The sequence below is a fragment of the Psychrobacillus sp. NEAU-3TGS genome (assembly GCF_029955155.1).
Classification (GTDB): Bacteria; Bacillota; Bacilli; order Bacillales_A; family Planococcaceae; genus Psychrobacillus.
Map to the genome: position 1 here is coordinate 56,192 of NZ_JAPNOZ010000004.1, position 16,416 is coordinate 72,607.

Genomic DNA, 16,416 nt, shown 5'->3' on the forward strand with positions numbered 1-16,416 from the left:
GTAAGGAAATCGGAAAGAAATTTTATGAATTATTATTTTCCAAAGCTCCAGATTTGTATAATCTATTTAACCAATCAAAAAAGAGGAATCCAACAAGAAGCGCTAGGCTATGCAGTATATGCAGCCAGAGGATCATATTCATTTTGAAGTATTTAATCCAATTGCCATTTTGGGTAGTTAGAAATAAAGTTTAGTTTTGTTTTTATGTATATAGTAGGTGCTCCAGAAAACCCTATTTACAACTAAAATAGAATACCAATAAAAAATCCCACATTCTACCCGAATGCGGGATTTTCTCACTGTATTAAGCGTTAACTGTTTCTGTAGATAATGATTTTGCAACCGCAGCTACTTTTTCAAGACCTTCAGCAATAATTTGTTCTGCTTTATCTGGCATTGCATTATGACCTTCGATGATTACTTCTTCTACAGACATTCCGAAAACGCCACCGAAGACATTGCGCATGTAAGTAGCTGCCATTTCCATTGGTGCCGACTCAGGTGTAGAGTAGATTCCTCCACGAGCGCTTAATAGAATTGCTTTTTTCTCCGGCATTAAACTGATTAATTGGCCTTCTGGGCTATATTTAAACGCATATCCTGCTTGATAAGTATAATCTACAAAAGTTTGTAATTTCGCTGGAATTGTTAGGTTCCATAATGGGAATGCGAAAACAACTACGTCTGCTGCAGATAAAGCATCCATTGCTTTTTGTTTAGCAGCTAATAAGCGTTGTTCTAAATCTGTTAACTCTTCCCCGTTTTGTGTTTTTCCAAATGCATTAAACAAATCTTGACCAAAGTATGGCATATCTTCTGCAAACACGTCAAAAGTAGTTACATTAAGTTCTTTTGCGTCTTTTACTGTTTCCATAAATGTTTCATACATTTTGCTTGATATAGCTTCCGTCGCTGGACGGTTATTTGCTTTTACTACTAAAATATTCATTGAGTTCTTTCCTCCAAAGCTTTTTCTTATTAGGTTACCTTTAGTAACTAGCATAACGTTTTTTATTCTAGCACAAGCTTCTATTAGAAATCTATTTTAATGCTCAACAAAGATATCATAGATGAAATAGCAATAAAGAGGAACTTATAGTGAAAACTGTTATAATGCTATTTTATTAGAATTCACTTCGCTTTTCTCTAGCCACACTAACGTCTCTTCAAACAATTGCTCTTCAAAAGAATAGCTCGAAAATGTATGATTAGCATCTTTAATATAACGGATATTTCCGGTATTTCCGCGTTTCAATGATTCCGAATAGTAAACAGCGTTCTCTTTTGAAACATCTTTATCTTCCGCCGCGTGAATGACAAGTAGTTGTCCTTTATAAGAATGAATAGCTTCAAGTGGATAATGGTTTTTTAAATCCTCTAAAAACTGCTGACTTACATAAAAACCGTTATAATCAAAAACACCTAACGCCTTAGCAGTTTGTAAAGCTGTATCTCCCAAGATAGCCGTAATATCTTCATATGGTTTAGCAACAGGCGACCACAAAATCAGTTGACGGATTCGCTTATCTACAGATGCCGTTAAAGATGCAACCGCCCCTCCTAGACTATGGCCAATCAAAATAATATTTTTTGTATCCACCTCTTTTAGCGTCGATACATAATCCAGTACTGCTTGAACCTCACTCAATTGCTTTGAAACTGTAACGTCTGCATAATCTCCATCGCTTTCTCCACACCCACTAAAATCGAAGCGAAAAACAGCATAGCCTTTATCTGTAAACTTTCGGGCTGCTTTCACGAATAGTCGATGCTCTCCTACTTTGCTCCCTACAAACCCATGTAAAAGAACAATAAGCGGAACTTTTTTATCTTGGATTCCCTCAGGGAGATGAAGCACTCCAGAAAGGCATACGTTGTCACAAAGAATTGAAATCGATTCAGTCATATTATCCTGCTCCCTTTTTAATTTTTACTATTCTAACTTGTTTACTAGGTATTATAAATTAATGATGTCATTAGGTCAATTCATAATATAAGTTATGATTATTTCCTCCCTTCTCGTTTCTGCTCTAATTAACTGTTTTTCTTCTTACATAAACGAAGAGAATCCCATTTAGTCATTAAAGAAAAGGTCAGAATAAAAACCAGCTAGCACCTCAATGTGGCAACTAGCCGCAAAAATCATATAGGTATCAGATACGATCACAAGTCTTCGATATCCGCTCCTTAACAAACCCCTTGCGCTCCTTAAAACTGTTTGCCCTCATACAGATTTCTCATGCGATCATAAATCTTCGGTATCCGCTCCTTAACAAACCTCTTGCGCTCTTTAAAACTGTTTGCGCTCATAGCAGAAGTCTAGTATGACAATTTCGGCAAGCTTTAAGACGCATTATCCCTATACTTCGTTTCATTAAAAAATATTCTAACTTACTTATGTTACATGTAAATAGTTATCCACATGGCTAGAATTTTATGATTTCCTCAAGCACAAAAAGCCATCTTTTTTAAAAGACGACTGATTTATCCTATAAGGATAGTAATAGCACTATAGACTAATAGCAAAGCCATTACTATATTGAACTGATTTTTATACTTCGCAATAAATTCTTTAAAAATGGAACCAAACATACTCCAGCTGCTAGTTGACATGATAGCTATAGAAGCTAGGATCATTGAATAAAAAAGTAAGCTGAAATGGGAACTATTATACGGAAGAACAAAAGTTGACATGGCAGTTATACCATATAAGATTGCCTTCGGATTTATAAATTGCAGCACCACTCCTACAAAAAAACTATTATTACTGCCCCCATTATTGTCGTTACCAGCATTTTTACTAGTAACGATTTTAATTGCAAGATAAAGCATATAAGCAGCACCTAGGAGCTTCATTATGAATTCTATTTTGGGAAGAAAATTATGAAGCAGTAAATTAAAATATGCGCTTAGGATCAATATTACAAAAAAACCTACGCCTACACCTAAACAAAATTTAAATGTTTTCTTAAAACCATATTTGTTCGCAAATAACATGGCCATAATGTTATTTGGACCTGGGGTAAAACTAGAAACAAATGCATATAAAAGCAATGAAAATAACGGCATAAAATGACCCCTCTCTCTTTCGTATGTTATAATGTCCTATATGATCACTATAACGATTTACGTTTTATTGTACATCATGGACGTTATATAGTGCAACGAGAACAGGAGTGTTTTTATGGAAGAAATACATCTTATCATTGCCAGAAATTTAAAGGATTTAAGAGAGAAAAAGAAACTAAGTCTTGAGAAGGTTGCAGAGTTAACTGGAGTAAGTAAAACGATGATCGGTCAAATTGAAAGAGGAGAATCGACGCCAACGATAACAACTATTTGGAAAATAGCAAATGGGTTAAAGATTTCTTTTTCTACCCTGATAAATATTCCGCAAACAGATACAAAAGTCATTCTACGAAATGATCTACAGACCTTATCCGAAGACAATGGAAAATATCGAGTCTATCCTAACTTTCCCTTTGAGAATGATAGACGCTTCGAGGTTTATTCTGTCGAAATAGAAAAAGGTGGATTCTTAAGTGCGGATGCCCATTTAGAAGGGACTGAAGAGCTCATAACTGTATTTGAAGGGGAACTAACTATATGTGTAAATAAAGATGAATACACAGTTAGAAGTGGTGATTCAATTCGATTCAAGGCGGACAAACCCCATACTTATCATAATTCAGGAGAAGTATTAACCCGATTAAGCATGATCCTTTATTATCCTTCGTAAAAAATGCTATCCCATAAGTCATAAATTGTCGCCTCGTGGGATAGCCCCTTTTCGCCTTATGTCTAAACTTTTATATCTCTTAATTCTGTTGGGTTTAGAATAGTAATTTAACGATTTCCAACTTCTGCTCCTTTATTAATTCCAATTTCAGTTACTTTTTTTCCTCACCAACTTTGATTTATCTCCACTTTTTATTCATTAAATGTAAGCAGCCATTTTTCATGTCTCTTAGAAAAAGGAGAACACTCCTCTAACATCGAATGATATACCAAGAAGCTTTGTATAGATTGTTTAGGAGGAAATTCAATGACAGACATATTAACAGACCATACTGGGCGACCAGTAAACATCTCTATTCCACCAAAACGTATCATCACAATCTGCCCAGCCATTACAGAAACACTCTTTGCGCTAGGTCTAGAGAATGAAATAGTTGGTCGCACTAAATTTTGTATTTTTCCAGAAGGAACTGTCGGAAACGTACCAATTGTAGGGGGAACAAAAGAAGTAAACGTAGAGAAAATACGAGCATTGCAACCCGATCTCATCTTAGCTGAAAAAGAAGAAAACACATTAGAAATAGTACAAGCTCTTGAAAAAATTGCACCCGTGTTTGTCTTAGAAGTTCAGTCAATTGAAGATTCGTATCGATTTATAAAGACGCTCGGCACACTAACAAATAAAGAGTCCGAAGCAAATTTGCTCGTTGACTCTTGTAAAGCTGTATTCCCCTCTTCACGCGGACAAGTGAAAAACGCTGCTTACGTAATTTGGCGAAAACCATATATGGTCGTTGGAGGAACTACTTATATTAATGACGTTCTACATACGATTGGTTTGCATAATCCTTTTGCAAAAGAAAGGTCAAGATATCCCGCTGTCACCAAAGAAGAGTTGGTAGCTGCAAACCTTGATGTCCTTTTACTCGCATCCGAACCATTTCCTTACCAAGAAAAACATATAGCCGAATTTCAAGCATTTCTACCAAACACCAAAATCATATTAGTAGAAGGCGAAATGTTCTGGTACGGATCTAGAATGGAGAAAGCCGGGGCATACCTGAAAGAATTAGTCGAAAGTATTTAAAGCAATATAAAAAGGAATCAAAGCCTTCTAGTTTAAGGCTTACTTGATTCCTTTTTATCTTTATTGCTCAAATAAGTTTTGTTGCTCTTGCAATGCTTTTTTACGTCGATACACTTTTATAGTAGGAACCGCTATAAGAATAGCCGCTGCAAAATTGAAGAAACTAGTATAAGAATTGACTGGACTATCGGCATAACCTGAAATAATCAAGTTTACAATACCAATAATAATATTAAAAACTAGTAATAAGGTGAAAAGTCCAATAATCCGATTAAAGTATGAAACTTTCGAAGCAGTGTCCGTATAAATTCCGAAAGGTCCATCTGATGCTTTTTTCCGAAAGTATACCCAACCTCCGAATTTACTTACTATTTCTATCCCACTTTCCTTTAAAAATTGGAGATATTCATTTTTATCCTTTAAAGCAAGCCCTGCAAGTAACTCGTTTCGATAAATATAAGATCCAGCTTCTCCTTTTACAAATGTAAAGCGAAAGAACTTAAACTTCTCTAAAAGCCATCCTTGCTGTGCCAACTCATTTATCCATTGTTCTTCTTTCTCATAATCCACATACAAGCGATATTTTACTTTTTTCATTTTAGTTTCTCTCCTTTCGTCATTAGTAAACCATTTTCATATAACTCATTTAATCGCTTCATTTCGTATTCCACCATAGTTTTCCCTAAGTCGGTAATAACGTATTCTTTTTTGCGTCCGTCATCATCTAACGCAACAATCCATTTCCGCCCTACTAATGTTTTGATTGCCCCGTAAATGGTCCCTGCTCCTAGCTGAACACGTCCTTTACTTAGTTCCTCTGTCAATTGCATAATTCCATAACCATGTCGTGGTTCATAAAGCGACAACAAAATATAATACACACCCTCTGTTAAAGGTAGATGTTCCTGTCGCACAAATATACCTCCTATCACCTGACGATATATCGACTTCCGATACACCAACTATATCAGTTGTCGATATAGTTGTCAAAGAAAATTTATGTAGTATAAAAAAAGCCACCATTCGTCTGAAAGGTGGCTTGAGTTCATAAAATGCTAGCTATTAAATTTAATTTGATTTCAAACTATAAAGAATCAGGAGGATTCCACCGAACAGACATAGCATCCTTGTTAAAGATATTTTTTCGGCTAGTCCAAATAGAGCGATTCCTGTCGTAATGATTAATATACATGGACCTACTAAAGCTAGTAATGTGTTAATGTAAAAGGCTTTTTCCAAATCATTATATTTTAGCATCAGCATCGCAGCTCCTATATCAATACTTCCAGAAAAAATTCTCAATATAATCATGAAAAGAAGTGCTTTTTCAATCAGTCTTAACTACCCTCTTCCCTATAATTTACCTTATCATCTCCTTTAAATTGTATGCACGCTTATCCACTTTTATCAAAGTTGCTTTTAATAATTAGTGATTTTTCGTGTTATTGCATTCATACGCTAACAACAAAAACCTGTGTAAAATACTTACACAGATTTAACAATAATTTAAGATTGAAGAATTTCCTTATCTCTTTTACCATGCAACACATAATAAACGAAGATTCCTATCACGATCAGCGCTACCAAGGATAGATATAACCCTCTATAACCGATTACAGGAACTAAATAACCTAGTAAGAAAGGTCCTAATCCAAGACCCAAGTCAAGGAAGATAAAATATGTGGAATTTGCCAAGCCCATACGATGAGGCGGCGTCACTTTAATAGCAAGTGCTTGTGTAGTAGATTGAAAATTACCGTAACCTAATCCGATAAACGCAGCTGCCAACAAGAAAATGAAACTGCTATGCGCTTGGCTTAGTAATAACATTCCGACTGCAAATAACACTAATGCTGGATAAGCAACACTATTACCGCCTCTACTGTCCAACATTTTCCCCGTAAATGGACGAGAAATTAATATAATAACTGCATAAACGAGGAAGTAAAAGCTCCCTGCCTTCACTAGATCAATATCTGCGGCATAGGTTGTAATAAAAGATAGTATACCTGAATAAGCCAACGCCATTACTAACATAGCAATGGACACTGGCATTGCTTTGGATTCGAAAAAGCTTGAAAACTTAAATCCTGTGCTTTCAGAATTTGCTACATACTTAATTTGTGGAGCTTTAACCGGAAGTGCAAGAAGTAAACTAACAATCCCCATCACTAACGAAAATATAAAAATACTTGTATAACCAAAAGTAGCTATCAACGCAAGTCCAATCAGTGGCCCAATAGCTGTAGATAAGACTGCACTTAAACTAAAATAGCTGATTCCTTCCCCACTTCTGCTGGGCGGGATAACTTGTGACACAATTGTACCAGTTGCGGTAGTAGCAAGACCCACACCAATACCATGCAGCAGGCGAATAAGTATTAATACATAAAGATTAGTCGGGACAAAATAAAATACCGTTACAATACTGAATATAATAATCCCGGTTATAAGCATTTTCTTGCTACCAACTTTTGCAATCTGTTTACCACCAAATAATCGCCCTATTAATGAACCGATGATAAAAATACTTGCAACCAAACCTGCCGTACTTGCCGAAGCATTATATGTTTCCGTTGTATATGTCGCCATCGTTACTAATAACAAGTACATCGATAGCATTAAGACAAAATTGACTACCGTTATAGAAATGAAATCCTTCGTCCATAATCTTTCCTTTTCCATTTATCTTTCCCCTTCTTATTTATAATTTGCTAGAAATCTCTTTTAAAACTCGGGCTACGACCAGTCTTTCTTCTTCAGATATACCCTCTGATAAGCCCTTTTGAAAATGGTCAATTTTTTCGCGCACTTGACCATATACTTTTGCTCCTTCTTCCGACAATTGAACAATTTTGACTCTTTTATCATTTCCAACATGAATTTCTACGTATCCGAGATCTATGAGTTTTTGAACCAGTTTTGTCGTCGTTGGCTTCTCTACATTTTGATAAAGCGATATGTCGCCAATTGTTTTTGCGCCTTCTCGAAAAATCAAAAACATAATAGACCATTGGGCAGTCGTTAGATTATATGACGCCAGTAATGCATTCAACTTGTTTATATATGGTCGATACATAGCTATATATTCATTAAAAAGCTGTTTATATGATTCCATGAAATCACCTTCCTCATTAGTTAGTTAGGGAAACTAATTATTATTATACAATATATAAGTTAAATTTGTCTACCCTATACAGAAGGTGAACAAGCTTTTACTTCTTTCGATAAAATTATTTCCCACGGAATAATTTACTCCTTAATATGACAAAAAGTTAATTAATTCGTGAGTGTATAAGCACCATAAAGTGACCCATTCTTTTTTTTAAAGAATACAAAAAGCCCGACAAGATAATCGTTCATCTTGCCGGGCTAACATATTAGTTTTCTTCTATTTCTTTACGATTTTTCTTAAATAGTTTGGATAGCATCTCATACACAATCGGTACAACGATTAATGTTAATAAAGTAGAACTTACTAATCCACCAATTACAGTAATACCTAACCCTTTCGAGATGAGACCGCCGCCTCCGCCACCAGATCCAAGTGCTAACGGGATTAATGCACCGATTGTTGCAATTGCCGTCATTAAGATTGGACGTAGACGAGTGCCACCTGCTTCTAAAATCGCTTCACGCATTGTCATTCCATCACGTTCCATATGCACAATACGATCCACTAGAACAATCGCATTCGTTACAACGATACCTATCAACATTAATAGACCCATCATAACAGATACAGAAATAGTTTCGCCTGCGATTAATAAACCTACAAATGAACCAATTACCGCAAATGGTAACGAGAATAGAATCGCAAACGGTGCGACACCTTCACGGAATGTCACAACAAGGATAAAGTAAACAATCGCAATTGCCGCAAGCATTGCAACAATTAATTGTGTAAATGTCTCCTCCATATCAGCAGCTGCTCCTGCAGTACCAATTGTAACTCCTTTAGGTAAATCTAATTTATCAATTGCCTTATCAACCTCTGATGTAGCTTTAGAGATATCCGCACCTAGAATCGTACCTGAAACTGTTGCGTAATACTCCCCTTTACTACGTGCAAGTGTATTTAAGGTTGTGCCTTCCTGGACAGTTACAAGCTCGGAAAGTTTCATCGTTGTACCAAGTGCTGTCGGTACTTCCGTTGCTAAAATATCATCGACAGATTTAGGTTGCGCAGCTTGTTCTTGCTGAACAATTACTTGTAATGTATCTCCGTCTTTTTCAACAGTCGTTAAAACATCCTGTGTTTTGTTTGGGTTTAACATCATGACAATTTGACCCGTCGTTAAGCCATATTGCAGAAGTTCATCTTGCTCTACATTGAATGTATACTCTACATATGCATCCTCTGCACTTGATGAAACATCTTCTAAGCCGTCGTTTTCATTCATAACTCCTTCAACCATTTCTACCGCTTCATTTAGTTTATCTAAATCTTCACTGTAGAATGTATAGCTAAGTTCGTTTGTAGACATCGACATAGAAGTGAAGTTTTGGCTCTTCCATTCGCCAGTTTGACCAATGTTAAACACATAATCTTCAATTTCTGAACTAACTTCTGGGAAGTCTTTCATGTCAGGGTCAAAGATTAGGTACATTAATGCACCGCCTGCTCCTCCACCCATCATCGCTGTCATCTCATCTGCACTTTCTGTTACAGATAATTGGACGATATCAATATCATCGCGTTTCAGCAGTTCTTCCTCTACCACACTAACATTTTCTAATGTATCTTCTTTCAACTCGCCTGCTTCTGGCGTATATGTTAAGTACATTACTTTTTCTTCTTCACTACCCATGAAACTAAATCCGATTAATGGTGTTAGTGCAACACTTCCAGCTAATAGAACAATGGCTATGAGTGAAGTAATAACTTTGTGATTTAAGCTCCAGTTAAGAATACCTTTGTAGCCATTCGCCATTTTACCTGCTTCTTTATGGCTGCTTTCTGTTTTTTCTCCATATAACTTTTTCTTAAATAAGAAATGAGATAAAGCAGGAACGATCGTAATCGCAACAACTAATGATGCCGCAAGCGCGAACGTCATCGTTAACGCGAAAGGCATGAACAACTCACCGACCATACCACCAACAAAAATAAGTGGTGCGAAAACCGCCACTGTTACTAATGTAGAGGACATGATTGGTTTGAACATTTCAATCGTTGCTTCTCGTACAAGCGCACGACCCGTTAACTTCTCTGACTTCAAATGCAGACGACGATAAATGTTCTCTACTACTACGATAGAGTCATCGATTACACGTCCGATTGCAACTGTAATTGCACCTAATGTCATCATATTTAATGTAATATCCATCCAGTTTAATAGCAGTAATGCCATGAAAATAGAAACTGGAATGGAAACAATCGAAATAATAGTAGATTTGAAATCACGTAGGAATAAAAGAATGATCAATACTGCGATTAATCCACCAAATAATGCTTTTTCAATCATCGTTTTAATCGAAGCTTCAATTGGCGCACCCTGGTCTAGTGATATATCAATGATGATTCCATCGATAGCCGCCTTTTCTTCTTTTACTAAATCTTTCACAGCGTTTACAACATCTACTGTATTAGCTTGTTGTCCTTTGACTATTTGAATAGCAATCGCATTTTCACCATTTGTACGTGAAACAGATTGTACTTTACCTACTACTTCAATCGTCGCAATGTCACTAAGTTTTACAAATGGAGATGGACTTTCAGCTGTTGGTGTAACAGGGATAAGCATTTCTTTCAGCTCATCGGCTGTCATAAACTTACCATCTACAGCGACTGCTTGTTCACCTTCTTCAAACTCATATAAACCTAATGAAACAGCTAGATCGCTCGCTTGAATCATTTGTTTTACATCATCTTCTGTTATTGCGAGTTCAGCCATTTTTTCTTTATCATAAGTAAGCTGGACTTCTTCGATATGCTGACCTGTAATCGTAGCAGATGCTACCCCGTCAATTTTTTCGATTTTCGGAAGTAATAGTTCTTCTACTGTGGATGTCAATTCTACGATATCCTCTGTCGAACTACTTACACTTAATGCAACAACCGGCATCATGTTCATGCTGATAGCAGTAATTGTTGGTGCTTGGGCCCCTTCTGGTAAATCCAATGTATCTAATGCAGATTGCAAAGCACGCTTCGCTTCGTCCATATCTATCCCATACTCGTACTCTACTTGAACATTTGCCATATTCGAGTAGGAATTAGAATAAACAGATTTTACATCTTCTAAATTCTCCACCGCTTTTTCGAGCGGCATCGATATATCTTCCATTACTTGCTCAGGAGTTGCTCCTGGATATACTCCCATAACCATTAAGTATGGAATCGAAATATCTGGAATCGTCTCCGTTTTCATTTGTGTACCCGAATAAATACCGGATACTGTAATAATAATCGTAAGTAACCAAACTGCTAACTTATTTTTTAATACAAAGTTAACTAAACCTTTCACCTTTACACCTACCCTAAATTGACTTATCTTGCTCCGTTAATTATAATAATGACTAATCGGTCAATTGTCAACGAAATCACCTAGGAGCGATACAAAAAATATGAGTAAAAAACAATTAATAATGGAAAAAGCATTAGAGCTTTTTGCGAAACAAGGTTTTGAAGCAACTTCCGTTCAACAAATAACTGATCATTGCGGTATTTCAAAAGGGGCATTTTACTTGTCCTTCAAGTCAAAAGATGAACTGATCTTTTCATTAATCGACTATTTTATGACACAACTTATTTCAGACATTGACTACAAGGTCAAAAATACACAAAATAATGAACTTTTGTTCACATATTTCTATACTACTTTTCAAACCTTTTCTCAACACTCGGACTTTGCCAAAGTTCTTATGAAAGAACAAGCCCAAACATTTCATAATCAAGAACTAATTGAAAAGATGTATATGTACGATAGATTAGTGGATAAAGCTACTTTATCTATGGTTGAGCGTTTATATGGAGAAGAAATAATCAACACAAAATATGATTTAGTTTATTGTATTAAAGGATTAATGGGCAATTATTCAAAGCTTATGTTATTCTCTAATGTTCCTCTTGATTTGAAATTGCTATCTGAATCACTTGTCGAAAAAATAAACTTACTTGCCGAGCATGCTACTATTGCATTCATATCAGAAGATTTTATTCGATCGATGGAACAACCCGCTCTGAAAGAAGTAACAAACGAACAGTTATTAGAGATGCTTACACAAAAAATTGAGGAGATGGAGGAGTCCATCGAAAAAGAATCATTGATCCTACTAAAACAGCATTTGCTTGATCCATCATTAAATCTTGCAATCGTAAAGGGATTAATCGAAAATATTCGCAATCATCCTCATTGCAAATGGATTTCTTATTTACTTCTTAGTTACTTTAATTTTTAAATAGTGAAAGGCAGAATGCGTATTGCATTCTGCCTTTTTTGTAAGTATATTACGCTTCAGTTTCTGGAAAAAACGCCTGCTCTGTATAAATATCAACTAAGACCGGACCTGTAGTATGGATAGCTTCTTCTAGAATAGATTCCAATTCACTATCCGTTTCAGCACGGAACCCTGTCCATCCACAAGCTTTGGCCACCTGAACAAAATCCGGGTTAGTCAATTGAGTTCCTAGTTCCCTATCACCTGCTGCTTGGATTTTATCACTTTCCATTTGTAGCGCTCCATTATTAAAAACTAGGACTGTAATATCTAGGTTATAGCGAGTTGCAGTTAATAAATCGGCAAGTGTCATCTGAAGGCCTCCATCTCCCACTATGGCGATGACTTGTTTTTCAGGTTGCACAAGTTTTGCCGTGATAGCCGCGGGAAGACCGAAACCCATCGAACGCCAATAACCAGAAAAGAGTACGGACTGCTGACTTTGGCGAAAATTACGATTCATCCATACGGTAATATCTCCTGTATCCAGTGTAATTACCGCATCTTCTGCGACTGTTCGTTCAATTGCTCGCACAATACGAGATGGATGGATAGGAGATCCGGTAATCTGACCTTCCTCTTCATTTTGGTCAGCCCATTTAGCTTTTGCTTCCTCCACTTGCGTCTTCCATGCAGAATTTTTTTGATAGCCTGCTAAGTCTTGAAGTAACAGTGGGACTACTTGCTCTGCTTTACCATTGACCCCAAGCTCCGTCGGAACCCCTTTATGGGCGGTTGCAAAGTTGGTATCAATCTGAATAATACGCGCATTTTGAGGCACATATCCCTCCGGCCACCAAGTTACCCCTACAAGAAGGACAACATCAGCTTCTTTAAAAACCTCGGCTGCATGAGGATTTCCACCTTCTCCAATTCCTTGAAGAAGACATGGCGTAGATTCTTTAAACAATCCTTTACCACCTAAACTAGTGAGGATACCCGCTCCCCAAGTTTCGGCTAGTTCTTCAATAGCAGAAGTTGCTTTTTTCGCTCCTGCTCCAGCAAGTATAATTGGCTTACTTGCTGTCTTCATCAATGTCGTCACTTCTGTTAAATCTTCTATTTGAAAAGATGCTGTCCCTTCCAATACCGTTGGCAGTCCACGAGCTTCCACAGCTGTTTTTACTTGAAACAAGTCTTTAGGTATAGACAGATGTGTAACAGCTCGCTGCTGAAGCGATGTTTGAGCAGCTTTTTGAAGTAAATCCACTATAGCATCTTCACTTGCGAGATTCGCTGAGTAGGCCACAAATGGCTTAAACAGTTCCTGTTGATCCACATATTGTTGAAAGTCTGTACCGATTTTGTTGCGGGGTGCCTGGCCAGTTATCACAAGGACAGGAGCTTTATCCGAATAGGCATCGCCAAGACCGTTTAGCAAATTGGTTGCTCCTGGTCCCATCGTAGCTGTACACACTGCAAGCTTTCCCGTCAACTTTGCCTCAGCCGAAGCCATGAATGCAGCAACAGATTCATGCTTTACCGGAATAAATTCAATCTTATCCTGCGTTGCCATTGCATCTAATAATCCAATAATGGCATCTCCTACGACACCATAAATACGCTTGACTCCTAATAATGACAGTTGATCCAGCGTTACTTCAGCAACCGTTTTATTCATAAACATTAACCTCTCCTTTTGTGCATTTACTTATCAAGTAATTTCCCTTAAATGATTGAGCTAAACATCACGCTACAGTTATACCTAAATTGGGGATATGTTGTGTATAAGTTATATGAAATTTTTGACAACTGAGTGGATAACTAGTCCACAATCATAAATTGTGAATATGTTGGGGAAAAGTTTTAAGAAAGGAAGAGAATAATGGAAACTTCTATGCCATTAAAATTATCTGTACAAAACCATTATATGACCTGTTTCTATCTTTTTCGAAGGATTTTGGACAATCTTGATACTGTATCATTACCTAGTAAATATGAAGAAAGGCTAGTCATGACCAGCCTCTCTTTTTCGGTAATCTTACGGTATCTGTCTGTCCTTTATCCACTTTCAACTGTAAGAATTAGGTTAAGATTTTCATGTTGGTTCCATTTTTGTTTTTGTCTTACCACTCCCATCACATAGACGGATGTATCGTTATTAGCTTGCTGTCGAGACCTGCGACGCCTCATAAACTTCACTATACAACTCCTCTTGCTTCTATTGCTATAGCATATTCTACAGACAAAAAAGCTGCTAAACCCATCTAGGTTTAACAACTTTCATTTTCGCAGGAAGTGCTTATTTCAAAACGTATGCAGCTAGTACACTTTGTACTTTATATATATTCAAAGATTTATTGAATTTCTTTTGAATTGGCATAGCACTTCCCGATATCCAAATTTTCAATTCAGCATCCAAATCTAGTGTTCCTGCTGTTTCCACAGAAAAATGAACAACACTTTTATACGGAATGGAATGGTATTCCACCTTTTTCCCAGTCATTCCTTGCTTGTCGATAAGCAATAGTCGTTTATCTGTGAAAACAAATAGATCTCGAATTAGCTTGTATGCATGTTCTACTTTTTCAGAAGGTATTAGTAAATCCTTTAGCTCTTTTTCCACTTTATCCAGTTCTACTTCGGAGGCATTTCCCATCAAACCATCTAATAAGCCCATTTTTATCCATCCTTTTCGTTAATTTTCTTAAAGACAATCTTTTTCTTGGCATGGTGATTATTTTTCATCAATATTCGTTTTTACTTGTTTAATATATCATACAGAAAATTCTATACAATCACAATTAAGCATTATCATGTATGATCGTTGCTCATTATAGCTAACTTCCAAGTCTGCCTTTTAATCATTCGACATACTTAAAAGGCATACTATCCGTCATCGGTTAATATGCCTTTTGTTTAGTACTATCTACTTTGAATTGCCACTTTCAAACCAAGTCCAATATAAATTACTCCTACGATTTTGCCACTCCAGTTCCCGATCCATGATATTCGCTTGAGCATGTCCAAGACTAATCGTACGCTCATTGCAATAATGGTAGTATAGATTACAGTTAGCAATACTAAAATTATCCCCAAAACTAAAAATTGAAAAAGGATGATCCATTCGCTGGATAAACGAATTGTGGTAAAAACGCTAAAAAGAAAAGAGCAGTTTTGGGATTTAGAACTTCTACCATGATTGCCTGACTATAGGAACGGAAAGTTGTCGCCTGCGATACTTTTGGCAACTCAGGATCCGCTGGTTTTTCCAAAATTGCACGAATTCCTAAGTAGAGTAAGTATGCTGCGCCTACAAACTTCACAATATTGAAAGCAAGTGCCGAAGTCATTAAAATAGCAGACAGTCCCAAAGCCGCAAATAACGTGTGTATCAAGTCACCGGTGGCAATCCCAAAACCAGCCATAATGCCGGCTTTGCGACCTCCTTGAACTGTACGTGTAACGACTAAAAGAACAGCTGGTCCTGGTATTAAAAATAAACCAATTACAATCAGCACAAACGCGCTTAATGTTGAAAAAGAGATCATTATAATTTCTTCTTCATTTCTTCAGCCATTTGTCTAGAATTTAATTCTTCTTCCTCCTGTAACTTGTTAACAATATTAAGATAGTCTTTTTCATTACGATTCTGACTCATTTTATAGGCAGCTTGAACTTCGTGTAATTTTATTTTAAATCCTACAATTCCTTTTAGTTCTCTTTCTAAAACCTGTGGAGAAAGCTTTTCCCACAAAACTGGATTTTCTCGATGTTTTTCATATTTTAACAGCATTTCGGAGAGTTCCTGTTTTAACTCTTCTTCATTCAAAATATCCGCTTTTCCGTATATATGCACAGCCTGATAATTCCATGTCGGAACATTTTCATGTTCATACCAGGAAGAAGAAATATATGCATGTGGCCCTTGGAACATAACGAGTATATCCTCACTCCCCTCGAATGTTCTCCATTGTGGATTACCATAAGCCATATGCCCGGTTACATAGTAGTCGCCATCTTTTTCACTGAACCTTAAAGGTAAATGAGTGGCAATCGGCTTCCCCTTTTTAGTTGTAACAATTGTCCCAAATGAGTTTTTTTGAATAAATTCTCTAATTTCCTCAAAGTCTGTTACCTTATAGTATTTAGGTATATACATAAATGACTCCCCTCTCCTTTAATTATTTATATATTCTGAGTTAATA

Annotated in this window: 15 protein-coding genes and 1 pseudogene; 3 read left to right on the forward strand and 13 right to left on the reverse strand. The window is 36.6% G+C overall.

From position 1 onward, the window contains the following. Positions 1-304: 304 nt before the first annotated feature. From OR571_RS01175 to OR571_RS01185, 3 genes are all read right to left on the reverse strand, one after another. Complete coding sequence (locus OR571_RS01175; RefSeq protein ID WP_282241041.1) at positions 305-949, reverse strand: FMN-dependent NADH-azoreductase; 645 nt, start codon at positions 947-949, stop codon at positions 305-307. Between the two features lie 159 nt (positions 950-1,108). After that, entirely contained in the window at positions 1,109-1,906 is a 798-nt protein-coding gene (locus OR571_RS01180; protein WP_282241042.1) for an alpha/beta hydrolase family protein, read from the reverse strand. A gap of 578 nt (positions 1,907-2,484) precedes the next feature. Next, the gene (locus OR571_RS01185) at positions 2,485-3,069 is read right to left on the reverse strand and encodes a LysE family transporter (RefSeq protein WP_282241043.1); all 585 of its coding nucleotides are present in this window, start codon (positions 3,067-3,069) and stop codon (positions 2,485-2,487) included. A gap of 115 nt (positions 3,070-3,184) precedes the next feature. Between OR571_RS01185 and OR571_RS01190 the strand changes: the two genes are divergently transcribed. Both OR571_RS01190 and OR571_RS01195 read left to right on the forward strand, forming a co-directional pair. Continuing rightward, the gene (locus OR571_RS01190) at positions 3,185-3,739 is read left to right on the forward strand and encodes a helix-turn-helix domain-containing protein (RefSeq protein WP_282241044.1); all 555 of its coding nucleotides are present in this window, start codon (positions 3,185-3,187) and stop codon (positions 3,737-3,739) included. Positions 3,740-4,045: 306 nt separating this feature from the next. Next, positions 4,046-4,825: an ABC transporter substrate-binding protein gene (locus OR571_RS01195; protein WP_282241045.1), complete on the forward strand. Its 780-nt coding sequence runs from the start codon at positions 4,046-4,048 to the stop codon at positions 4,823-4,825. 60 nt (positions 4,826-4,885) lie between these two features. On the opposite strand, the gene OR571_RS01200 is transcribed toward OR571_RS01195, so the two are convergent. From OR571_RS01200 to OR571_RS01225, 6 genes are all read right to left on the reverse strand, one after another. Next, positions 4,886-5,422 carry a DUF2812 domain-containing protein gene (locus tag OR571_RS01200; protein ID WP_282241046.1) on the reverse strand — a complete coding sequence of 179 codons (537 nt, stop codon included), beginning with the start codon at positions 5,420-5,422 and terminating at the stop codon, positions 4,886-4,888. Next, entirely contained in the window at positions 5,419-5,739 is a 321-nt protein-coding gene (locus OR571_RS01205) for a PadR family transcriptional regulator (RefSeq protein ID WP_282241047.1), read from the reverse strand. The genes OR571_RS01200 and OR571_RS01205 overlap by 4 nt, the downstream gene beginning before the upstream one ends. A 154-nt stretch (positions 5,740-5,893) precedes the next feature. After that, entirely contained in the window at positions 5,894-6,160 is a 267-nt protein-coding gene (locus OR571_RS01210; RefSeq protein ID WP_400789960.1) for a YqhV family protein, read from the reverse strand. Positions 6,161-6,331: 171 nt separating this feature from the next. Continuing rightward, positions 6,332-7,510, reverse strand: a complete 1,179-nt coding sequence (locus OR571_RS01215; protein ID WP_282241049.1) for an MFS transporter — start codon at positions 7,508-7,510, stop codon at positions 6,332-6,334. A gap of 19 nt (positions 7,511-7,529) precedes the next feature. After that, on the reverse strand, positions 7,530-7,943 hold the full coding sequence (locus OR571_RS01220) for a MarR family winged helix-turn-helix transcriptional regulator (protein WP_282241050.1): 414 nt from the start codon (positions 7,941-7,943) through the stop codon (positions 7,530-7,532). A gap of 262 nt (positions 7,944-8,205) precedes the next feature. Next, positions 8,206-11,295 (reverse strand): efflux RND transporter permease subunit, encoded by a 3,090-nt coding sequence (locus OR571_RS01225; protein ID WP_282241051.1) that lies wholly within the window; start codon positions 11,293-11,295, stop codon positions 8,206-8,208. 100 nt (positions 11,296-11,395) lie between these two features. Here OR571_RS01225 and OR571_RS01230 point away from each other — a divergent pair, with 100 nt between their 5' ends. Continuing rightward, positions 11,396-12,229, forward strand: coding sequence for a TetR/AcrR family transcriptional regulator (locus OR571_RS01230; protein ID WP_282241052.1), 834 nt, complete (start codon positions 11,396-11,398; stop codon positions 12,227-12,229). A 49-nt stretch (positions 12,230-12,278) separates the two neighbouring features. On the opposite strand, the gene OR571_RS01235 is transcribed toward OR571_RS01230, so the two are convergent. From OR571_RS01235 to OR571_RS01250, 4 genes and pseudogenes are all read right to left on the reverse strand, one after another. Continuing rightward, entirely contained in the window at positions 12,279-13,889 is a 1,611-nt protein-coding gene (locus OR571_RS01235) for a thiamine pyrophosphate-binding protein (RefSeq protein WP_282241054.1), read from the reverse strand. A 621-nt stretch (positions 13,890-14,510) separates the two neighbouring features. After that, positions 14,511-14,888: a PH domain-containing protein gene (locus tag OR571_RS01240; protein ID WP_282241055.1), complete on the reverse strand. Its 378-nt coding sequence runs from the start codon at positions 14,886-14,888 to the stop codon at positions 14,511-14,513. Positions 14,889-15,133: 245 nt separating this feature from the next. Continuing rightward, a pseudogene (locus tag OR571_RS01245) lies at positions 15,134-15,759 on the reverse strand (LysE family translocator). Beyond that, positions 15,759-16,370 carry an FMN-binding negative transcriptional regulator gene (locus OR571_RS01250; protein ID WP_282241056.1) on the reverse strand — a complete coding sequence of 204 codons (612 nt, stop codon included), beginning with the start codon at positions 16,368-16,370 and terminating at the stop codon, positions 15,759-15,761. Before OR571_RS01250 ends, OR571_RS01245 begins: the two are co-directional and overlap by 1 nt. Positions 16,371-16,416 lie beyond the last annotated feature (46 nt).